The sequence below is a fragment of the Streptomyces sp. NPDC001714 genome (genome assembly GCF_042892755.1).
GTDB lineage: Bacteria > Actinomycetota > Actinomycetes > Streptomycetales > Streptomycetaceae > Streptomyces.
Map to the genome: position 1 here is coordinate 98,856 of NZ_JBIAUL010000009.1, position 15,749 is coordinate 114,604.

Genomic DNA, 15,749 nt, shown 5'->3' on the forward strand with positions numbered 1-15,749 from the left:
CAGTCACGTGCTGAGGGCATGTCAACACTTGACTTTCTCGGGGGAGTTGACCTAACCCGGCAGGGTCTTCCCGAGGTGGGGCGGTTGCGCCCGTCGCCGGTGTGCGGTCTCCGGCGCCCCCTCGGCCGACCTGATGACCGGCCGCGACCTACCCGGGATGCGGTCCGCAACCGTCGGTGCCGCCAGCTCCCCGGCGTCGGCTCGTGGTGTAGCCCGCTGCACCACGGACCCGGGAGTGGGCTTCCTCGTGCCGGAGAGCGGAGACCGGAATCGTGGATGGGGAGATCGGCCGAGGTCGCAACGGACCCACCGATCGGACCGGCCCCTCGCATCCGTCTACCGAAGGACAGTTCCATGCATCCGCTCGCCCGTGTGAAGGCGTTCGTCTCCGATCTGCTGCTGTGGTCGTGCTTCGCCGGCGGACTCGCCGCGAGTTCGGCCTCGGGTGCCGTCCTCGACGGCACCCGGAAGGACATCGCCACCTACGTCGGCATCGGAGTCTCGCTCCTGACGGGCTCGCGCATCGCGAAGAGGCCGAGGATCAAGGCGTTCCTGGCGCGGCGGGGCACGCTCTGGTTCCTGTTCCTGTTCAACGGAGCCACCGCCGTCGCCATGTATTTCACGATGGACGGAGTGAAGGGGGTCATGGGCGCCGCGTTCATGGGGCTGGTGGCCCTAGGCGCCGCCGGCGGCCTCGTCGCGAGCCACCGCAGGCCGAAGCCGTCCCGGGCCCAGGCGGCCGACCAGCCCTGGTCCTGACCGGTGGCCCGACCCGGCGAGACAGGCGGCGACGCGCTCGCGACGCGGCCCACAGCGGGCGGCAGTGCCGAGGCGGTCGGCCCCGCCACGACGCACTGAGACGAAAGCAGGGGGGCCGCCCGACCGGAGCGGCCCCTCCCGCAGCGTCTCGCCACGTTCCGCTCACGCCTGCGGCGTGTGGGCGAGGTAGGCGAGGACGGCCAGCACCCGCCGGTGGCCGCTGTCGTTCGGCGGCAGGTTGAGCTTGCGGAACACGTTGCCGATGTGCTTGTGGACCGCGCGCTCGGTGACGACGAGGGTGTCGGCGATGGTCGTGTTGTCATGGCCCTCGGCCATCAGCCCCAGCACCTCGCGCTCGCGGGGCGTGAGCGAGTCCAGGGGGGAGTCCTTGCGGCGGGTGAGGAGTTCGGTGACCACCTCGGGATCCAGTGCGGTACCGCCGGCCGCCACCCGCTCCAGCGCGTCGAGGAACTCGTCGACCCGGCCGACCCGGTCCTTGAGCAGATACCCGATCCCGCTGGTGCCGCCGCCCAGCAGCTCACTGGCGTACGACTCCTCGACGTACTGCGAGAGCACCAGCACGGGGAGCCCGGGCATCCTCTCCCGGGCCTCCAGCGCCGCCCGCAGCCCCTCGTCGCGGAAACCGGGGGGCATCCGGACGTCGAGCACGGCCACGTCGGGCCGCTGCTCCAGCAACGCGGGCATGATCTCGGGCCCGCTCCCGGCGACGGCCACGACCTCATGTCCGGCGGAGGTCAGCAGCAGGACCAGTCCCTCCCGCAGGAGGGCGTTGTCCTCGGCGATCACCACACGCACGGCAACTCCACTTCGATCACGGTCGGCCCCCCGACCGGGCTGGACACTTCCACGGTTCCGTCGAGCGCGGCGACCCGCCGCCGCATACCGAGCAGCCCCGAGCCGCCGGCCTCGTCGGCGCCGCCGCACCCCTCGTCGCGCACCCGCACGCGGAGGCCGCGGCGGGCCCGGACCAGCCGGACCTCGGCCCGGGACACCCCGCTGTACTTGGCGACGTTGGTCAGCGATTCGGCCACCGCGAAGTAGGCGGCCGCCTCCACCGCCGCGGGCGCCCGCACCCCCTGGTCGAGGTCCCCGTCGTCGACGGCCACCGTCAGTCCGCTGCCCGCCGCCAGCGCCCGTACCGCGCCGGCCAGGCCGCGGTCGCTCAGGATCGGCGGATGGATGCCGCGTACGACCTGCCGCAGTTCCGTCAGCGCCTTCTCGGCCTGTTCCTGGGCCTCGTCGAGGAGCCGGAGGCCGGTGTCGCGGTCCCCGCCGTAGGCCCGCCGGGCGAGCCCGATGCGCACGGACAGTGCCACCAGCTGCGCCTGCGCCCCGTCGTGCAGGTCACGCTCGATCCGGCGCAGTTCGGCCTCGTGCGCGGCGATGGCGTCGGCGCGGGTCGCGGCCAGTTCCCGGACCCGGGCCGTGAGCTGTGCCTGCGGGGACGGCTTGAGCAGCGCGGTCGACCAGTCGGCCTCCAGGTCCGCGAGCCGCACGATCAGCGGCAGGACGACCGCCTCGCGGCGCAGCACCCCGCACCACAGGCCGTCCACGACCAGGGCCACCGGCCACAGGGGCACGGCGAGCGCGAGCAGCGCGCCGTAGAACCAGTGGGCGACCATCCAGCGCGCGTCGGACCGGGTGCCGGGATCCCGTACCGCCGTGACCACCCGCTCGCGCACCGTCCCGGTCAGCGGCCGGTACACCTCGGGGATCCGCACCCCGGTCCAGGCGGCGGTCAGGCCGCGTTTGGCGCCGGCGATCCGCCGGATCAGCAGCACCGTCTCGGGCAGCAGCCAGACACCGACGACCACCACCGTGCCGATCGCGGTGATCAGCAGGACGGTGATGAAGATCCACGTTCCGAACGCCATCGCGGCGGCCAGGAAGAGGTGGACCGTGGCCCACCCGGCGCGCCGCACCGATTTCCACATGAAAGGAAGCTAAGGGGTTTGCTTGAGTCACGCAAGTTTTTGGCTGGATCTCGCGCAGGGCAGGAACCGGGGTTGACCTCAAGTCCGGTTGAGTTTCTAGGTTGGGCGTCGCCGATGCCGACCTGCTGGAGAGGAAACGACCATGAGGACACTGGTGCTCGGAAGGACGCCCGCCAGGGTGACGGCGGTTCTGGCCACGCTGCACGCGGACGGCTTCGACGCGGAGGGAGTGAGCACCGACGAGGAGGCTCTGAAGCTCTTGGCGACCGAGGAGTTCGGAGTGCTGATCATCGGCGGGGGAGTGGGACCCGGGTCCCGCGCGGCGATCAAGGAATGCGCGGCGGGACACCGGGTGCGGCACGTGATCGACGGCGCCCTGTCCGAGCCGTTCGACGTCTATGTGCGGCGGGAGTTCGAGCCGCTGATCCGCAAGGCCGCCTCCGAGAGGTGACGGCCTTGCCCCGGCAGGGCCGCGCTAGAGCGACCGGACTTGCTGCGCCTGCGGGCCCTTGGTGCCCTGCCCGATCTCGAACTCGACGCGCTGTCCCTCGTCCAGACTGCGGTAGCCGTTGCCCTGGACCTCCGAGTAGTGCACGAACACGTCAGGGCCGCCGCCGTCCTGCTCGATGAAACCGAACCCCTTCTCCGCGTTGAACCACTTGACGCTGCCCTGAGCCATTCCTGTTTTCCCTCGTCTCGTAGCCACGACCCGGATCGTCGTGGACCGCGACGATCCTCCCCCCATACCGGGAGGGGAAACCCCGTCGGACGACAACCACCCGGACGGGGCAAACCCGGCCGGGCCCCGCCGCGCCCTGTCTCCGGCACCCCCGGCGGGGAACACCGCGGCGCCGCCGGGTTCCGTGGCGGTGGCCGTCGCGTCAGTGCTTTCCGGCCAGGCTCTGGGTGCCGAGCACCGAGATCAGCTCCAGCTTCTCGGCCGCCTCGGTCCCCGGCTCGGCCGAGTACACGAGGATGCGCAGGTCGTGCTCCTCGACCCGGAGGTGGTCGCAGTCCAGCGTGAGGGCACCCACCTGCGGATGCTCGACCGTCTTGCGGGACGCCTCCAGCCGGCCGACGACCCCCGCGTCCCACAGCTCGGCGAACCGCTCGCTCTCCGCACGCAACTCGGCGATCATCCGCCGCAGGTGGCGGTCGGCCGGATACCGGGCCGCCGTCGAGCGCAGCTCCGCGACCATGCCGGCCTCGAAGACCCGCCGCTCCTCGGGGGTGTGCCGCACCCGGGTCGGCCGGCCCAGGAAGTTCCGCCACACGCCGTTGCGCTCGAAGCCGCGCAGCTGGGACGGATCGCCCATCAGCGCCGCGTACATCGCGTTGGTCACCAGCAGGGTCATGGCCGCGTCGGTCACCGCGACGGGGGTGCCGGCCAGCCGGTCCAGCAGCCGCTGGACACTGGGCGTGATGTAGGCGGGCACCACGTCGGGACCCGGCGGTACCAGCCCCGCCAGCCCGAACAGGTACGTCCGCTCGTCCGCGGACAGCCGCAGCGCCCGGGCCAGCGCCTCCACCACCTGCACGGACGGGTTGCTCGCCCGGCCCTGTTCGAGGCGCGTGACGTAGTCGACCGAGATGCCGGCCAGCAGCGCCAGCTCCTCGCGCCGCAGCCCGGCCGCACGCCGCTGGCCGCCGGCCGGCAGCCCGGCGGCGTCCGGGGCGACGCGGTCGCGCCAGCGCCGCAGTGCCTGTCCGAGTTCCGTCGCCGTCATACCCCCAGTCAACACGGCGGGCCCGGGATGTGCCTGGTACCCGCAGTCCCAGGAAGAAGGGTCTTCTGGCTGCCCCCGCGGCCCGGGCGCAGTCTTGGGGCATGACGACAACACTGATCACCGGAGCCAACAAGGGCATCGGGTACGAAACCGCCCGCCAGCTCATCGCCGCAGGTCACACCGTGTACGTGGGAGCCCGGGACGCCGAGCGCGGACGCCGGGCCGCCGAGGAACTGGGCGCCCGGTTCGTCCTCCTCGACGTCACCGACGACGCCTCGGTGGAGGCCGCGGCCAAGAAGATCGAGGCCGACGGCGGGCTCGACGTCCTGATCAACAACGCCGGGATCGAGACCAGGAACGCGGACAACAGCGTGCCCACGGCCCAGACCGTGACCGCCGACCAGATGCGGAACACCTTCGAGACGAACGTCTTCGGCGTCGTCCGTGTCCTGCGCGCCTTCCTGCCCCTGCTGGAGCGCTCGGCGGCACCGGTCGTGGTCAACGTCAGCAGCGGCCTGGCCTCGCTGACGGCCCTCTCCGACCCCGACCACCCCGCGCACTTCTACCCGGGTATCGCGTACCCGACGTCCAAGACCGCGGTCAACATGCTCACCGTGCAGTTCGCGAAGGCGTTCCCGGAGATGCGGATCAACTCCGTCGAGCCCGGCTTCACCAAGACGGACCTGAACGGCAACACGGGCACCCAGACCGTGGAGCAGGGCGCCGAGATCATCGTCCGGATGGCGCAGATCGGCCCGGACGGACCGACCGGCGGCTACTTCGACGTCAACGGCCCGCTGCCCTGGTGAGTCACGGCTCGACCGGCCGGGACGCGGTGCCCTGCGCGGGCAGCAGCGACCCGGCGGTCAGCCGAGGCAGATGACCAGCAGGCAGAGCTGCGAGGGCGAGGTCGCGGTCGGCGCGGGGCTCGCCGACGATGCCGAGGTGCCTGCGGCGGCGGTCGCCGTGGCGGTGGGCGTGGGCGTGGCCGTCGGCTCCGCCGCCGTGCCGGTGGTGGTACCGGACACCGTGGCCGCGGACCCCGCCCGGGCGGCGGCCGAGGTCGCCGTGCGGGTCGCCGTGGTGGCGGTGTCCTGACCGGAGGCCGGCGTGGCGTGGGGCACGCCCGTGGTCTGCTCCCGCGGGGCGTTCGCCGTCGCCTTGCGGGCGGAGGGCGTGGGGTCCGGGGCCCGGTGCCGCCCGGTCGGTGCCGACGCCGCCGGGTCGGTGTCCGTGGCCTGCTCGTCGGCGAGGCCCATGGGCCTGTTGTCCGGGGCCGTGGCCGCCTGGGCCCGGTCGCCGCCCTGCCGGTCCAGGGAGGCGACGGTCAGCCCGCCACCGACCAGCGCGACCGCGGTGGCCACCACGGCCCGCCGCTGGTTCTTCTTCCAGCGGGCCCGCTGACGGCGCCGGGCCGCCCGGCCCAGGGGGGCGGACGCCGCGGCGCCCGGGCCGTCGTACGGGTCCTCGGCGGCCTCTTCGGCGTAGGCGTCCGTGTCGGACCGCGCGGTGTCGGCCGGGGCCTGCCAGGCCGCCGCGCCGGTCGTCGCCGGAGCCGCGACGGCGCGCGGGGCGATGTCCGGGGCGTACGCGCCGCAGCCGGGGCACGCCAAGGCGCCGTTGAGGTGCCGACGGCACGAGGAGCAGTAGTCCATCCGCGTCTTTCTGACTCGACTGCGCCGGCGGCATCCTGCGCCGTGGCCTGAACTCGTTCGCACGTGGGATCGAACGGCCAGAACGGTAGCGAGCCTTTGGCCAGGCAGTGTGCAGCCTGTGTGTCGCTTCTGCGCAGATGCCGTCCGCGTTCGTGCACAGCCCGGCTTGAACGAGGCCCCGAGGCCCGGGCTTGGCCCGGGAGACGGGTTCCCGGGCGGCGCGGGGGAGGGGCCGTCGGCGTCGGCCGGTGTGGCTCGCCGCCGCCCCGGTCGGGCCGTGGCCCCGTTCGCCGGGCGGACCGCGCCCGCGTCCCGCCGTTGCGACGGGTCCGGGGCGCAGTCACCGCAGCAGCGGCTGCGGCAATCGCAGTACCCGCTGCTGAAACCGCGGTACGACGTCGCGGCCGCGCGTACTGCGCGGTGAGGCCGCCGATTTCCCACAGCGGGACGACGACAGGACAGGCGGCGCCCAGGGAGCCTGAAGCGGTGCCGGAGACTGGCGCCGCGCCGCCCCGCGAGGCCCAGCCCCGGGCCGGTCGGATCCCCAGCAGCAGACAGGACCTTCGGATGAGGACTCGTACCGGGTTCGGGCTCGCAGCGGTCGCTTCGTGCGTCGCGCTCGCCGCCGCCGTGACCGTCGGCAGAGGCGGCGGAGGTGGTGCCGCGTCGCCGCTCGCACCGGCGAAGGGCCCGTACGCGGCGCTCGGTGACTCCTACACGGCCGGTCCGCGGATCCCCGGCCAGCGCGGCCGGCCCGCTGGCTGCGAGCGCTCCGACCGGAACTATCCCGCCCTGGTCGCCGCCGGACTCGGCCTGCGGGCGGCCGAGTTCCGGGACGTCAGCTGCAGCGGGGCCGTCATGGACGACCTGTCCGCGCCGCAGTCGACGGGCGACGGCGTCAACCCGGCGCAGCTGTCGGCCGTGACCCCGGCCACGCGGCTGGTCACCCTCGGCATCGGCGGCAACGACATCGGCTTCGGCTCACTGATCACGACGTGCGTCAAGAGCGGCGTGGTGTACCGGTTGGAGCAGCGGATCGTGGGCGGCGCCGCCACCGACCGGGCGCCGTGCCGCAGCCGGTACACGGCGGACGGCACCGACGAGGTCGGGGGCAGGATCAGGACGGCGGGGGCCCGGCTGTCCGGCGTGCTCGACGACATCAGGCGCCGGGCGCCCGCGGCCCGGGTCTATGTGGTCGGCTACCCGGCGATCCTGCCCGCCGACGGCACCGACTGCGCCGCGCTCGGACTGGCGCCCGGCGATGTGAGCTACCTGCGCGCGAAGGAGCGGCAGCTCAACGCCGCGCTGCGGGAGCGGGCGCGGGCCGCCGGGGCCGGATACGTCGACACCTACACGCCCTCCAGGGGGCGCGACGCCTGCGCGGACCCCGCCGCGCGCTGGATCGAACCACTGGTCCCGGCAGCCCCTGCGGCCCCCGTGCACCCCAACGAGCGCGGCGAGCGCGGCATGGCCGAGGCCGTGCTCCGCGCGGTCGGCGCGGCGCGCTGACGGTCCGGGAGTCGTACCGGGGCAGGAGCCCGCGGGCCGGACGCGTACTGCGGTGTCAGTAGCCCGTCCTGCGGATTCAGTAGCCGGCAGTGCCCGTAGCCGCACGACGACGCGGGGACCTCGCCGGGACAGCCTGGGTGACCAAGCGAGGTCGGATGTGGAGTTCCCTGACGTGGCTACTTTTCTGTATCGACTGGGCCGACTGGCCTTCCGGCGGCGCGGATACGTCGCCTTGCTGTGGCTGGCCGTCCTGGCGGCCGTAGGACTGGGCGCACTGCGGGCGCCGGGCGCCGCCGACGAGGAGTTCTCGACGCCGGGCATCGAGTCCCAGAAGGCGTACGACCTGATGCAGGAGCGCAATCCTCACTGTCAGGCGTCGCCCACCCGACGGGGTTTCAGGGACGTCGCGTTCAGCGAGGCTGCTCCCCGATCAGCTCGGCCGCCTTCTCGGCGATCATGATCGTGGGCGCGTTGGTGTTTCCGCCGGTGACGGTCGGCATGACCGAGGCGTCGACGACACGGAGTCGCTCGACTCCGTAGACCTCCAGATCGGCATTGACGACGGAGTCGTGTCCGGTTCCCATGGCACAGGTGCCCACCGGGTGATACGCCGTGGCACTCCATCTGCGGACGTGCTCTTCGAGAGCCGCGTCGCCGAGGCTGTCCGGAGGGTCCAGGTCGTCACCGGCCGGCAGGTACGACCGCGCCAGGTATGCGGCGAACGGTGCGCAGTGGGCGATGTCCACGACCGCTCTGAGCCCGGCGACCATGAGCGACGCATCCGCGGGCACGTCGAAGTACCGGGGATCGATCAGCGGTGGGGCCTGGGGATCAGCCGACGCGAGACGGACGGTGCCGCGAGTCTGCGGGTGCAGGGGGACGCAGTTCATCGTGAACACCGGCCGGTCAGGTGCTTCCTCACCGCTGAGAATGAGTGCCGTGGCCCCTCCCACCAGCTGGATGTCAGGACCGCTCTGGCCGTCCGTGACGTCGAGGAAAGCGCCGACCTCCCCGTAGTTGGAGGCGAACGGCCCGTCGCCGTGGGCGCGCCACCGGTCGAGGTTGTCCGGGGTGAGCAGGTCCCGGACGATGTCAGTGGAGTTCCGGGTCTCCCACACCACGGGAGTCATCAAGTGGTCCTGCAGGTTGCGCCCGACGCCGGGCAGGGGGACTCGCACGTCTATCCCCACGTCGCGCAGCTCGCCGGGATCGCCTATGCCCGACAGAAGCAGCAGCTGGGGCGAGTTGACGGATCCGCCGCAGAGCAGAATCTCCCTGTCGGCGTGGGCCGTCCGCTCCTGTCCGTCCCGGAGATAGGTGACGCCGGTCGCGCGTGATCCGTCGAGTGTGATCTTTGTCGCCAGGGCACCGGTGCGTACCGTGAGGTTGGGTCGGCCGAGGGCCGGGCGCAGATAGGCGTCGGCCGTGGACCACCGTCGCCCGTGATGGCACGTCACCTGGTACAGGCCGGCGCCGGCAGGCGACGCACCCGCGAAGTCGTCGTTGCGGTCCAGCCCCCATGCCACGGCGGCGTCCAGCCAGGATCGTGAGAGTTCGTGGGTGTAGACGCGGTCCTCGACGTGCAGGGGTCCGTCCGAACCGTGGTAGGGCTCGCCGAGACGGCGGTTCGACTCGGACTTCACGAAATACGGCAGGACGTCGTCGTAGCCCCAGCCTTTCGCTCCGTGTTCGTCACGCCAGCTGTCGTAGTCGTGCCGGTCGCCCCGGGTGTAGATCATGACGTTGGTGGACGACGAGCCGCCCAGTGTCCTGCCCCGGGGCCAGGAGAAGGTGCGGCCCGGCCGGGGCTGTGCGACCGTCCGGTAGCTCCAGTCGGTAGGCGATCCGAAGAGCATTCCGAGCGCGGCAGGGATGTGGATGAGTTCGTCGGTGTCGGGGCCGCCCGCTTCGAGGAGCAGCACGCGGACGCGTTCGTCGCGGCTCAGGCGGCCCGCGAGTACGCAACCGGCGCTGCCGGCGCCCACGATCACGTAGTCGAATCCTTCGGTTCCGGTGGAATTCATGGTGACTTCCGTGGCGTCAGGGGTGGTAGATCGACTGGAATTGCTGGTACGCGCGGAGCCCCTCGGGGCCCAGTTCGCTGCCGAGTCCGCTGGCCTTCCTCCCCCCGTAGGGAGAGGTGAGGTCGGGAAGATAGCCGTTCAGCCCGACGGTGCCGGTCCGCAATCGGCGGGCCACCTGGGCGCCATGGTCCAGGTCCGTGGCCCATACGGTGCCGGCGAGGCCGTAGGCCGACTCGTTCGCCAGGCGCACTGCCTCGTCCTCGCCGTCGTAGGAGGTGACGGTGAGGACCGGGCCGAAGATCTCTTCCTGCGCGATGGTCGATGAGTTCTCGACGTCGGCGAACACGGTGGGTTCGACGAACCAGCCTCGGTCGAGGCCGGCCGGCCGACCTCCTCCGGTCGTGAGCCGAGCCCCTTCGCCGAGACCGGTCTTGATGTGACCCAGGACCCGTTCGCGCTGGTGCTCGCTGACGAGAGGGCCGACCTGGGTGTCCGGGTCGAGCGCGTCACCGACGACGGCGTCATGGGCCATCGCCGTACAGAACTCGACCACTTCCCGGTACCTGCTGAGCGGGGCCAGGATCCTGGTGCTCGCGTAACAGGTCTGACCGTTGTTCAGCAGGCTGGCCGTGAAGAACTGTTCCGCGTTCGCGGCGAGGTCGGCGTCCTCGAGAACGACGGCGGCGGACCCGCCTCCCAGTTCCAGGGTCACCGGCCGCAGCAACTCGGCGCATACGGCGACGACTTGTCGCCCCGCCCTGGTGGATCCGGTGAACGACACCTTGTCGATGCCAGGATGGGAGACCAGATATGCGCCGGTCTCCCGGCCGCCCGGGACGATGTTGATCACGCCGTCCGGGATGCCCGCTTCCTCGACCGCCTGCGCCAGCAGCACCGAGTCGAGGACCGTCTGCGGAGCCGGCTTGAGGACGAGCGTGCAACCGGCCGCCAGAGCCGGGGCCACCTTGAAGAAGGCGATGGTCTGAGGGAAGTTCCAGGTCATGGCGGCGGCTACGACGCCTGCGGGTTCCCGGCGGACCAGGGTGGTACCACGGGGCAGTCCGGTGCGCAGTTCCTCGGACGTGAGGCTGTCGGCCAGACCCGCGTAGTAGCGCAGCAGGGCTGGGGGCACCACACCTTCGAAGGACCGGGCGACGGTGATCGGCATGCCGTTCTGTGCGCTGACGGCGGCGGACGTCGCCTCTGTCCTGGCGTCGAGCGCATCCGCGAGACGGATCATGGCGGCCGCGCGACGCCCGGGGTCCCAGGAGGCCCATCCGGTGGGTGCGTCGAATGCGGCACGAGCGGCTCCGACCGCGCGGTCGATGTCGCCCTGGGAACCGTCGGGCACGGCACCGAGATGCTCGCCGGTACTCGCGGACGCGACGTTGATGACACGGTCGCCGGACTTGTGCACCCAGCGCCCGCCGATGAACAGATGGTTGGGATCCATGGTGAACTCTCCCCACGGCATGGCCTCGGGGCCACGGCACTCCGTGGTGTTCGCTACGTGGATGACCAGCGGGCACGAGGGTGCCCTGCGCGGCACGCGGGCCGCTGCCGGTCATGGCTTTCCTGCGCGGTGGCCGGCACGTCGAATCCGCGGGTGGGCCACCTCTGCGACGCTCCTTGCGCCTGGTACCGGCCCTGGGGAGCGCTCTCACGGTTCACGGCTGAATGAGTGCGACATTACACCCATCTGGGGTAATCTGTCACCAGATGGATTAATGCGTGCGTAAGCGTCATAGCTGCCGCCGATGGGGGAGAATGCGGGCCCCCGAAGCGTGACCTCGGGCCGTGACCAGGACGCCCCAAGGAGAGGTGGCACCTCATGAGGACATACGGCGGAGCCACGGCGGAGGAGCGCGCTTCGCTCCGCCGCCGGCGCCTCATGGAAAGCGGCCTCGAACTCTTCTCCGGCCGGGGATACGCCCACACCTCCATCCGTGCGGTACTCAGCCATGCCGGACTGAAGGACAGGTACTTCGCGGAAAGCTTCACCTCGCTCGACGATCTCATGGCAGCGCTCATGAAAGACATCTACGAGGAGCAGATCTCCCGGTGCGCCGACGCGATCGCCACAGACCAGCCGCTGCGCGACCGCGCTCGAAACGTGATCGACGCCGTCGTCGGGCTTTCTCTGGAAGACCCGAGAAAAGGGCGCGTGAAACTCACGGAATCCCTGGGAGCCGGTCCTCTCACGGCACACGAACGGCGCCTGGGTCTGCAGCGCATGAGCGGCCTCGTGGACTCCCTCCTGAGAGAAGGGCTCCGTGATCCCCGGATCGACTCCGCCACCCTGTCCGTGGCCGTGGTGGGCGCGGTCAGTGAGATGCTGCTGAGCTGGTTCAACGGAGAGTTGGGCATCTCGAGGGAGGAGCTGGTGGATCAGGGCCTCCTCCTGTTCGAGGCGATCACCGAGCACTCCGGACATCACGGGAATGAAAGAGCGGCCCGGTCCTGACCGGGTCGTCGGGCTTCGTCGTCCCCGCACGAGCCGGGGGCTCGTCAGCTCAGCCTCGAGCGAGGCCGTGAGGCCAGGATTGCCTCGGCCTCGTCGCCGATCGTCCGGACCACTTCTGCGGCGGGACCGACGGCATCGACGAAGACGGCCGACCGGCCACAGCGAATCGCGCTCGTGTCAGGGTCGGGCGGGCTCTCGACGAGACTGACGTCCTTCGGGGGCGCGAATTCCTCCGTGCGGTCCCGCAGCGTCGCCTCGCGCCCTGACCAGTCGTCGGTGAACCGATTGCGGCGGCCCCTTTCGCCGCCGGCCGCCGGCCGCCGGCCACGGCGGTCCCGAGACAATGTCGAACGCGGCGAGCCGGTCCCGTCAGAAGCGCGTGCCGCGGTCCTGACGAAGTGCGGTGGTGATACGGCCGTTCGGGAGGCTGCGGGTGGCCGATCAGGAACCGGCGCCGGGCAGCTTCTGCGACAGTTCGATCATGTTGCCCCACGGGTCGCGGAAGAACGCCAGTCGCCGGCTGATGTCCTCGATCTCGAAAGGTTCACCGACAAGGTCGACACCACGGCGGGCCAGCTCTGCGCGTGCTTCGTCGACATCGTCGACATGGACGCAGAGGTGCTGGTAGCCGCCGTGCCGCAGGCTGACTCCGAGGTCGTCGAGGATCTCGTTCGGGAAGGGCACCGGTCCGGCCAGCAGTTCCACGTGGAAGGCGTCGTCGTTGGGCGGGCAGAGGTACGCGAGTTTCAGCTCACCGTAGGGCCACTCCTGGAGCACCCGGAAGTCCAGCTTCTCCGTGTACCAAGCCTTCGCCGCGTCGTAGTCGGGAACGCGGACACCGACATGGTGGGCGCTGAAGGAGGAAAAGGGGCTTGACGGGTTTTTCGGCGGGTGGACCGGCATGGGCATCGCAATCACTCCTGTCCTGCTGAGCCATCAGGGGACGGCACGATGAACCAGAAGGCTCGGCCGGTCACGCGGTTCGGCGCGGAACGATCTGGGTCGGGATTTTCGTGATCAGGTTTGATGGCTCGCCGTTCGGAGCCTGCAACACGATCATGATCGGTGCTTCTGCAGTCGCATCCAGCAGACGAGGCTGCATATCAACGAGACGAAGACGTCGTGGAGTTCGGTTCGGCATTCCCGGCGGACGGCGTGCCTGAACCGGTGGAGGAGGGCGAAGGTCTGCTCGACGGTGTCAGCCTGCTCCGCCGCCGCCCCGATCAACGGGGGGTCCCGTCCTCGGCCTTCCAGCCCCAGACGGTGAGCATGCCGGCCGACAGCGCGGCGCACTCCTCGGAGGCCAGGTACCGGACCGCCGCGTCCACGGCCGCGTCGTCGACCAGGCCGGTGGCGAGCATCGCCGCCCGGCTCCGCTCCCAGGTGTCCGCCCAGAAGCGGCTGATGGGACTGCCCGGCAGCAGCGGCGGAACATGGATCTCGGCGGCCACGGACCCGAGCCCCGCACCGCGCAGCAACTGCGGATACGACGGGACCCAGGAGACGTCCGTGCCGATGGTGGCCCGTAGCCCCTGCCACATCGCCCGCATCACCGTGGTGTACGGAGTGTCGGGCGTCCGGTCGCTCGTCAGGTCGACCGCGTCGCCGAGCACCAGCACACCGCCGGGCGCGACGAGCTCGGCCAGCGTCGCGATCAGGCGCTCGTGCTCGGGCAGGTGCATCAGCACGAAGCGTGCGTGGACCAGCCGGAACCGGCCGGGGACGACGTCCGGGGCGGTGAGGCCGGCGGTGATGTCGGCCTCCAGCACGTCGAGCCCGGGCTGCTCGGCGAGGAACCGTACGTCGCGGTCCACGGCGAGCACGCTCTCCACCCCGGCCTCGTCCAGCAGCCGGCGGGAGACCGTGCCCGTGCCGGCCCCCACGTCGAGACAACGCCACCCCGGCCCGGCGCCGAGCGCCCGCAGCCGCGCCATGGTGATGTCGTCGTAGGCGAGGGCACCGACGTCGATGCGACGGCCCTCGCCGGCCTGTTCGGGACGGAAGACGGCCTCGCCGTAGCGGCCGCCGTCCGGCGCGGCGGTCACATCACCGCCCGGCTGACGCCGGGACTGCCGGCCGGCTCGGAGAGCCGGAACCACGGGGCGCCGAAGAGTGTCATGGCCGGGCCTTCGCATGGGGTGGGGGTACCGCGCGGCCCGTTCCGGGGCCGCCCGCCCCACCGATCCTCCACCGGCGGGGGCCCGCGCGGCCGAGGCGCGCCGGGCGGGCGGCCGATCGGCCGAAGGGTCCGGCGCGTGGTCCTGGCCGGGCGCGTGGTCCGACGACCGCCGGACGTCCTGACCGCTCGTGCCCCCTCCGCCGGACCTCCGGCAGATCGACGGCTGATACAACTGTCTTCGCCGCACACGAGTCGTTCCGGGGGCGACCGTCACAGCCGAACGCGGTCGAGGAAGCCAACCGGCCAAGAGGATCAGGGTCGCCATGCCGCACATCACCGTCGACTACTCCCCGCAGCTCGCCGGCTCCTTCGACCTGCGGGTCTTCGCGGCGGAGCTGCAGTCGACGGTTCTGGAGGGCAGCGGTTCGGCGGGCACGTGCAAGACGCTGTTCCGGCAGGCGGCCGAGGTGGGGGTGGCGGACCGGCACGGCGATGCGGCGACCCTTGTGCACGTGGAAGCAGCGCCCTCCGTGCATGTGGAGGTGGCGCTGCTCCCCGGGCGGCCCGACGGCGTCAAGTCCCGGCTGTCCGAGGACGTGCTCGCCCTGCTGGAAAAGCACCTGGGGGTGGGCACGCCCCACGCCGTGGTGTGCTCCGTGGAGGTGCGTGACCTGGGCGGCTCGTACCGTCTCCGGACCTTCTGAGCCGCGCCGGCGCGTGCGGACGAGGCACACTGCCTCGCCCGGGGGTGTGCCAACGGTCGTCAGGCGGTGTGCAGGGCGGTGTGCAGGGTGCGGGCGGCCAGGGAGATGGCGGCCTCGGCGGCGTGGGTCTCGCGCAGGGCGTTGAGCATGACGAAGTCGTGGATGATGCCCTGGAAGCGGACGGCGGTGACGGGTACGCCGGCCTCGCGGAGCTTGTCGGCGTAGGCCTCGCCCTCGTCGCGCGGGACGTCGGCCTCGGCGACGATGACCAGGGCCGGGGGCAGGCCGGTGAGCTGCTCGGTGGGGGCGCGCAGCGGGGAGGCGCCCGTGGACCGCACCGCCGCCGAGCCGGCCGAGGGCTCGCCGCTCCTCGACGACCAGCTCTGCTTCGCGCCGTACGCCGCCTCCCGCGCGGTGACCGCGCGCTACCAACCGCTTCTGGACGAGCTGGAGCTCACCTATCCGCAGTACCTGGTGATGCTCGTCCTCTGGGACCAGGACCCGGTGTCCGTGCGTGAGCTCGGCGCCGCCCTGCAACTGGAGTCGAGCACGCTCTCCCCGTTGCTCAAGCGCCTGGAGTCGAGCGGACTGGTCACCCGGGAACGGCGCCCCGACGACGAGCGGTCCGTGGCCATCCGGCTGACCGGGGACGGCGCCCGGCTCCGGGACCGCGCCCGCTCCGTCCCGGTCGCCATCGGTGACGCCATGGGCCTGACGCCCGAACAGGACGCCACGGCCAAGCAACTGCTGCGCCTGCTCACCGCGAACGTCTCCGACAACGCCTCCGGCGGGTGACCGCGCCCCTCAGCGGGCGTCGTACAGTGCCGGTGATC

The 15,749-nt window shown here is 71.7% G+C and carries 16 protein-coding genes and 2 pseudogenes; 8 read left to right on the plus strand and 10 right to left on the minus strand.

What is annotated here, in order from left to right; genetic code table 11:
- The first annotated feature begins 354 nt into the window (after positions 1 to 354).
- Complete coding sequence (locus ACFY0P_RS24070; protein WP_388916641.1) at positions 355 to 759, plus strand: hypothetical protein; 405 nt, start codon at positions 355 to 357, stop codon at positions 757 to 759.
- 162 nt (positions 760 to 921) lie between these two features.
- On the opposite strand, the gene ACFY0P_RS24075 is transcribed toward ACFY0P_RS24070, so the two are convergent.
- Together ACFY0P_RS24075 and ACFY0P_RS24080 are read right to left on the minus strand one after the other, a co-directional pair.
- Positions 922 to 1,575, minus strand: a complete 654-nt coding sequence (locus ACFY0P_RS24075) for a LuxR C-terminal-related transcriptional regulator (protein WP_388916644.1) — start codon at positions 1,573 to 1,575, stop codon at positions 922 to 924.
- The gene (locus ACFY0P_RS24080) at positions 1,563 to 2,714 is read right to left on the minus strand and encodes a histidine kinase (RefSeq protein WP_388916647.1); all 1,152 of its coding nucleotides are present in this window, start codon (positions 2,712 to 2,714) and stop codon (positions 1,563 to 1,565) included. Before ACFY0P_RS24080 ends, ACFY0P_RS24075 begins: the two co-directional genes overlap by 13 nt.
- 142 nt (positions 2,715 to 2,856) lie before the next feature.
- Between ACFY0P_RS24080 and ACFY0P_RS24085 the strand changes: the two genes are divergently transcribed.
- The gene (locus tag ACFY0P_RS24085; RefSeq protein WP_388916650.1) at positions 2,857 to 3,165 is read left to right on the plus strand and encodes a hypothetical protein; all 309 of its coding nucleotides are present in this window, start codon (positions 2,857 to 2,859) and stop codon (positions 3,163 to 3,165) included.
- A gap of 24 nt (positions 3,166 to 3,189) precedes the next feature.
- On the opposite strand, the gene ACFY0P_RS24090 is transcribed toward ACFY0P_RS24085, so the two are convergent.
- Together ACFY0P_RS24090 and ACFY0P_RS24095 are read right to left on the minus strand one after the other, a co-directional pair.
- Positions 3,190 to 3,393, minus strand: a complete 204-nt coding sequence (locus ACFY0P_RS24090) for a cold-shock protein (protein ID WP_362596413.1) — start codon at positions 3,391 to 3,393, stop codon at positions 3,190 to 3,192.
- A gap of 202 nt (positions 3,394 to 3,595) precedes the next feature.
- Positions 3,596 to 4,441 (minus strand): helix-turn-helix domain-containing protein, encoded by an 846-nt coding sequence (locus ACFY0P_RS24095; RefSeq protein WP_388916654.1) that lies wholly within the window; start codon positions 4,439 to 4,441, stop codon positions 3,596 to 3,598.
- 101 nt (positions 4,442 to 4,542) lie between these two features.
- On the opposite strand from ACFY0P_RS24095, the gene ACFY0P_RS24100 reads away from it, so the two are divergent.
- The gene (locus tag ACFY0P_RS24100) at positions 4,543 to 5,250 is read left to right on the plus strand and encodes an SDR family oxidoreductase (protein WP_388916657.1); all 708 of its coding nucleotides are present in this window, start codon (positions 4,543 to 4,545) and stop codon (positions 5,248 to 5,250) included.
- A 57-nt stretch (positions 5,251 to 5,307) separates the two neighbouring features.
- Here ACFY0P_RS24100 and ACFY0P_RS24105 read toward each other — a convergent pair whose 3' ends face one another.
- Positions 5,308 to 6,096: a hypothetical protein gene (locus ACFY0P_RS24105; RefSeq protein ID WP_388916660.1), complete on the minus strand. Its 789-nt coding sequence runs from the start codon at positions 6,094 to 6,096 to the stop codon at positions 5,308 to 5,310.
- Positions 6,097 to 6,663: 567 nt separating this feature from the next.
- Here ACFY0P_RS24105 and ACFY0P_RS24110 point away from each other — a divergent pair.
- Together ACFY0P_RS24110 and ACFY0P_RS24115 are read left to right on the plus strand one after the other, a co-directional pair.
- A complete protein-coding gene (locus tag ACFY0P_RS24110; protein WP_388916663.1) occupies positions 6,664 to 7,605 on the plus strand; it encodes an SGNH/GDSL hydrolase family protein in 942 nt (313 codons plus the stop codon).
- 172 nt (positions 7,606 to 7,777) lie between these two features.
- Positions 7,778 to 7,969 (plus strand): annotated as a pseudogene (locus ACFY0P_RS24115) (hypothetical protein); the annotation flags it as partial.
- A 46-nt stretch (positions 7,970 to 8,015) separates the two neighbouring features.
- Here ACFY0P_RS24115 and ACFY0P_RS24120 read toward each other — a convergent pair.
- Together ACFY0P_RS24120 and ACFY0P_RS24125 are read right to left on the minus strand one after the other, a co-directional pair.
- Positions 8,016 to 9,629 carry a GMC family oxidoreductase gene (locus tag ACFY0P_RS24120; protein ID WP_388916666.1) on the minus strand — a complete coding sequence of 538 codons (1,614 nt, stop codon included), beginning with the start codon at positions 9,627 to 9,629 and terminating at the stop codon, positions 8,016 to 8,018.
- A 16-nt stretch (positions 9,630 to 9,645) separates the two neighbouring features.
- A complete protein-coding gene (locus tag ACFY0P_RS24125; protein WP_388916669.1) occupies positions 9,646 to 11,082 on the minus strand; it encodes an aldehyde dehydrogenase in 1,437 nt (478 codons plus the stop codon).
- Positions 11,083 to 11,460: 378 nt separating this feature from the next.
- On the opposite strand from ACFY0P_RS24125, the gene ACFY0P_RS24130 reads away from it, so the two are divergent.
- A complete protein-coding gene (locus tag ACFY0P_RS24130) occupies positions 11,461 to 12,093 on the plus strand; it encodes a TetR/AcrR family transcriptional regulator (protein ID WP_388916672.1) in 633 nt (210 codons plus the stop codon).
- A 441-nt stretch (positions 12,094 to 12,534) separates the two neighbouring features.
- Here the strand turns inward: ACFY0P_RS24130 and ACFY0P_RS24135 are convergent, their stop codons facing one another.
- Complete coding sequence (locus tag ACFY0P_RS24135) at positions 12,535 to 13,002, minus strand: VOC family protein (RefSeq protein WP_388916675.1); 468 nt, start codon at positions 13,000 to 13,002, stop codon at positions 12,535 to 12,537.
- A 314-nt stretch (positions 13,003 to 13,316) separates the two neighbouring features.
- Positions 13,317 to 14,138, minus strand: a complete 822-nt coding sequence (locus tag ACFY0P_RS24140; protein WP_388916678.1) for a class I SAM-dependent methyltransferase — start codon at positions 14,136 to 14,138, stop codon at positions 13,317 to 13,319.
- A gap of 397 nt (positions 14,139 to 14,535) precedes the next feature.
- On the opposite strand from ACFY0P_RS24140, the gene ACFY0P_RS24145 reads away from it, so the two are divergent.
- Entirely contained in the window at positions 14,536 to 14,916 is a 381-nt protein-coding gene (locus tag ACFY0P_RS24145) for a 5-carboxymethyl-2-hydroxymuconate Delta-isomerase (RefSeq protein WP_388916681.1), read from the plus strand.
- A gap of 59 nt (positions 14,917 to 14,975) precedes the next feature.
- Here ACFY0P_RS24145 and ACFY0P_RS24150 read toward each other — a convergent pair.
- Positions 14,976 to 15,239, minus strand: a pseudogene (locus tag ACFY0P_RS24150) (alpha/beta hydrolase fold domain-containing protein); the annotation flags it as partial.
- A 4-nt stretch (positions 15,240 to 15,243) separates the two neighbouring features.
- Here ACFY0P_RS24150 and ACFY0P_RS24155 point away from each other — a divergent pair.
- Positions 15,244 to 15,711 (plus strand): MarR family winged helix-turn-helix transcriptional regulator, encoded by a 468-nt coding sequence (locus tag ACFY0P_RS24155; RefSeq protein ID WP_388916684.1) that lies wholly within the window; start codon positions 15,244 to 15,246, stop codon positions 15,709 to 15,711.
- The last annotated feature ends 38 nt before the right edge of the window (positions 15,712 to 15,749 follow it).

Coding starts and splice junctions, on each gene's coding strand:
- ACFY0P_RS24070 (WP_388916641.1), top strand. CDS start 355: ATGCATCCGCTCGCCCGTGTGAAGGCGTTCGTCTCCGATCTGCTGCTG.
- ACFY0P_RS24080 (WP_388916647.1), bottom strand. CDS start 2,714: ATGTGGAAATCGGTGCGGCGCGCCGGGTGGGCCACGGTCCACCTCTTC.
- ACFY0P_RS24085 (WP_388916650.1), top strand. CDS start 2,857: ATGAGGACACTGGTGCTCGGAAGGACGCCCGCCAGGGTGACGGCGGTT.
- ACFY0P_RS24090 (WP_362596413.1), bottom strand. CDS start 3,393: ATGGCTCAGGGCAGCGTCAAGTGGTTCAACGCGGAGAAGGGGTTCGGT.
- ACFY0P_RS24095 (WP_388916654.1), bottom strand. CDS start 4,441: ATGACGGCGACGGAACTCGGACAGGCACTGCGGCGCTGGCGCGACCGC.
- ACFY0P_RS24100 (WP_388916657.1), top strand. CDS start 4,543: ATGACGACAACACTGATCACCGGAGCCAACAAGGGCATCGGGTACGAA.
- ACFY0P_RS24105 (WP_388916660.1), bottom strand. CDS start 6,096: ATGGACTACTGCTCCTCGTGCCGTCGGCACCTCAACGGCGCCTTGGCG.
- ACFY0P_RS24110 (WP_388916663.1), top strand. CDS start 6,664: ATGAGGACTCGTACCGGGTTCGGGCTCGCAGCGGTCGCTTCGTGCGTC.
- ACFY0P_RS24120 (WP_388916666.1), bottom strand. CDS start 9,629: ATGAATTCCACCGGAACCGAAGGATTCGACTACGTGATCGTGGGCGCC.
- ACFY0P_RS24125 (WP_388916669.1), bottom strand. CDS start 11,082: ATGGATCCCAACCATCTGTTCATCGGCGGGCGCTGGGTGCACAAGTCC.
- ACFY0P_RS24130 (WP_388916672.1), top strand. CDS start 11,461: ATGAGGACATACGGCGGAGCCACGGCGGAGGAGCGCGCTTCGCTCCGC.
- ACFY0P_RS24135 (WP_388916675.1), bottom strand. CDS start 13,002: ATGCCCATGCCGGTCCACCCGCCGAAAAACCCGTCAAGCCCCTTTTCC.
- ACFY0P_RS24145 (WP_388916681.1), top strand. CDS start 14,536: ATGCCGCACATCACCGTCGACTACTCCCCGCAGCTCGCCGGCTCCTTC.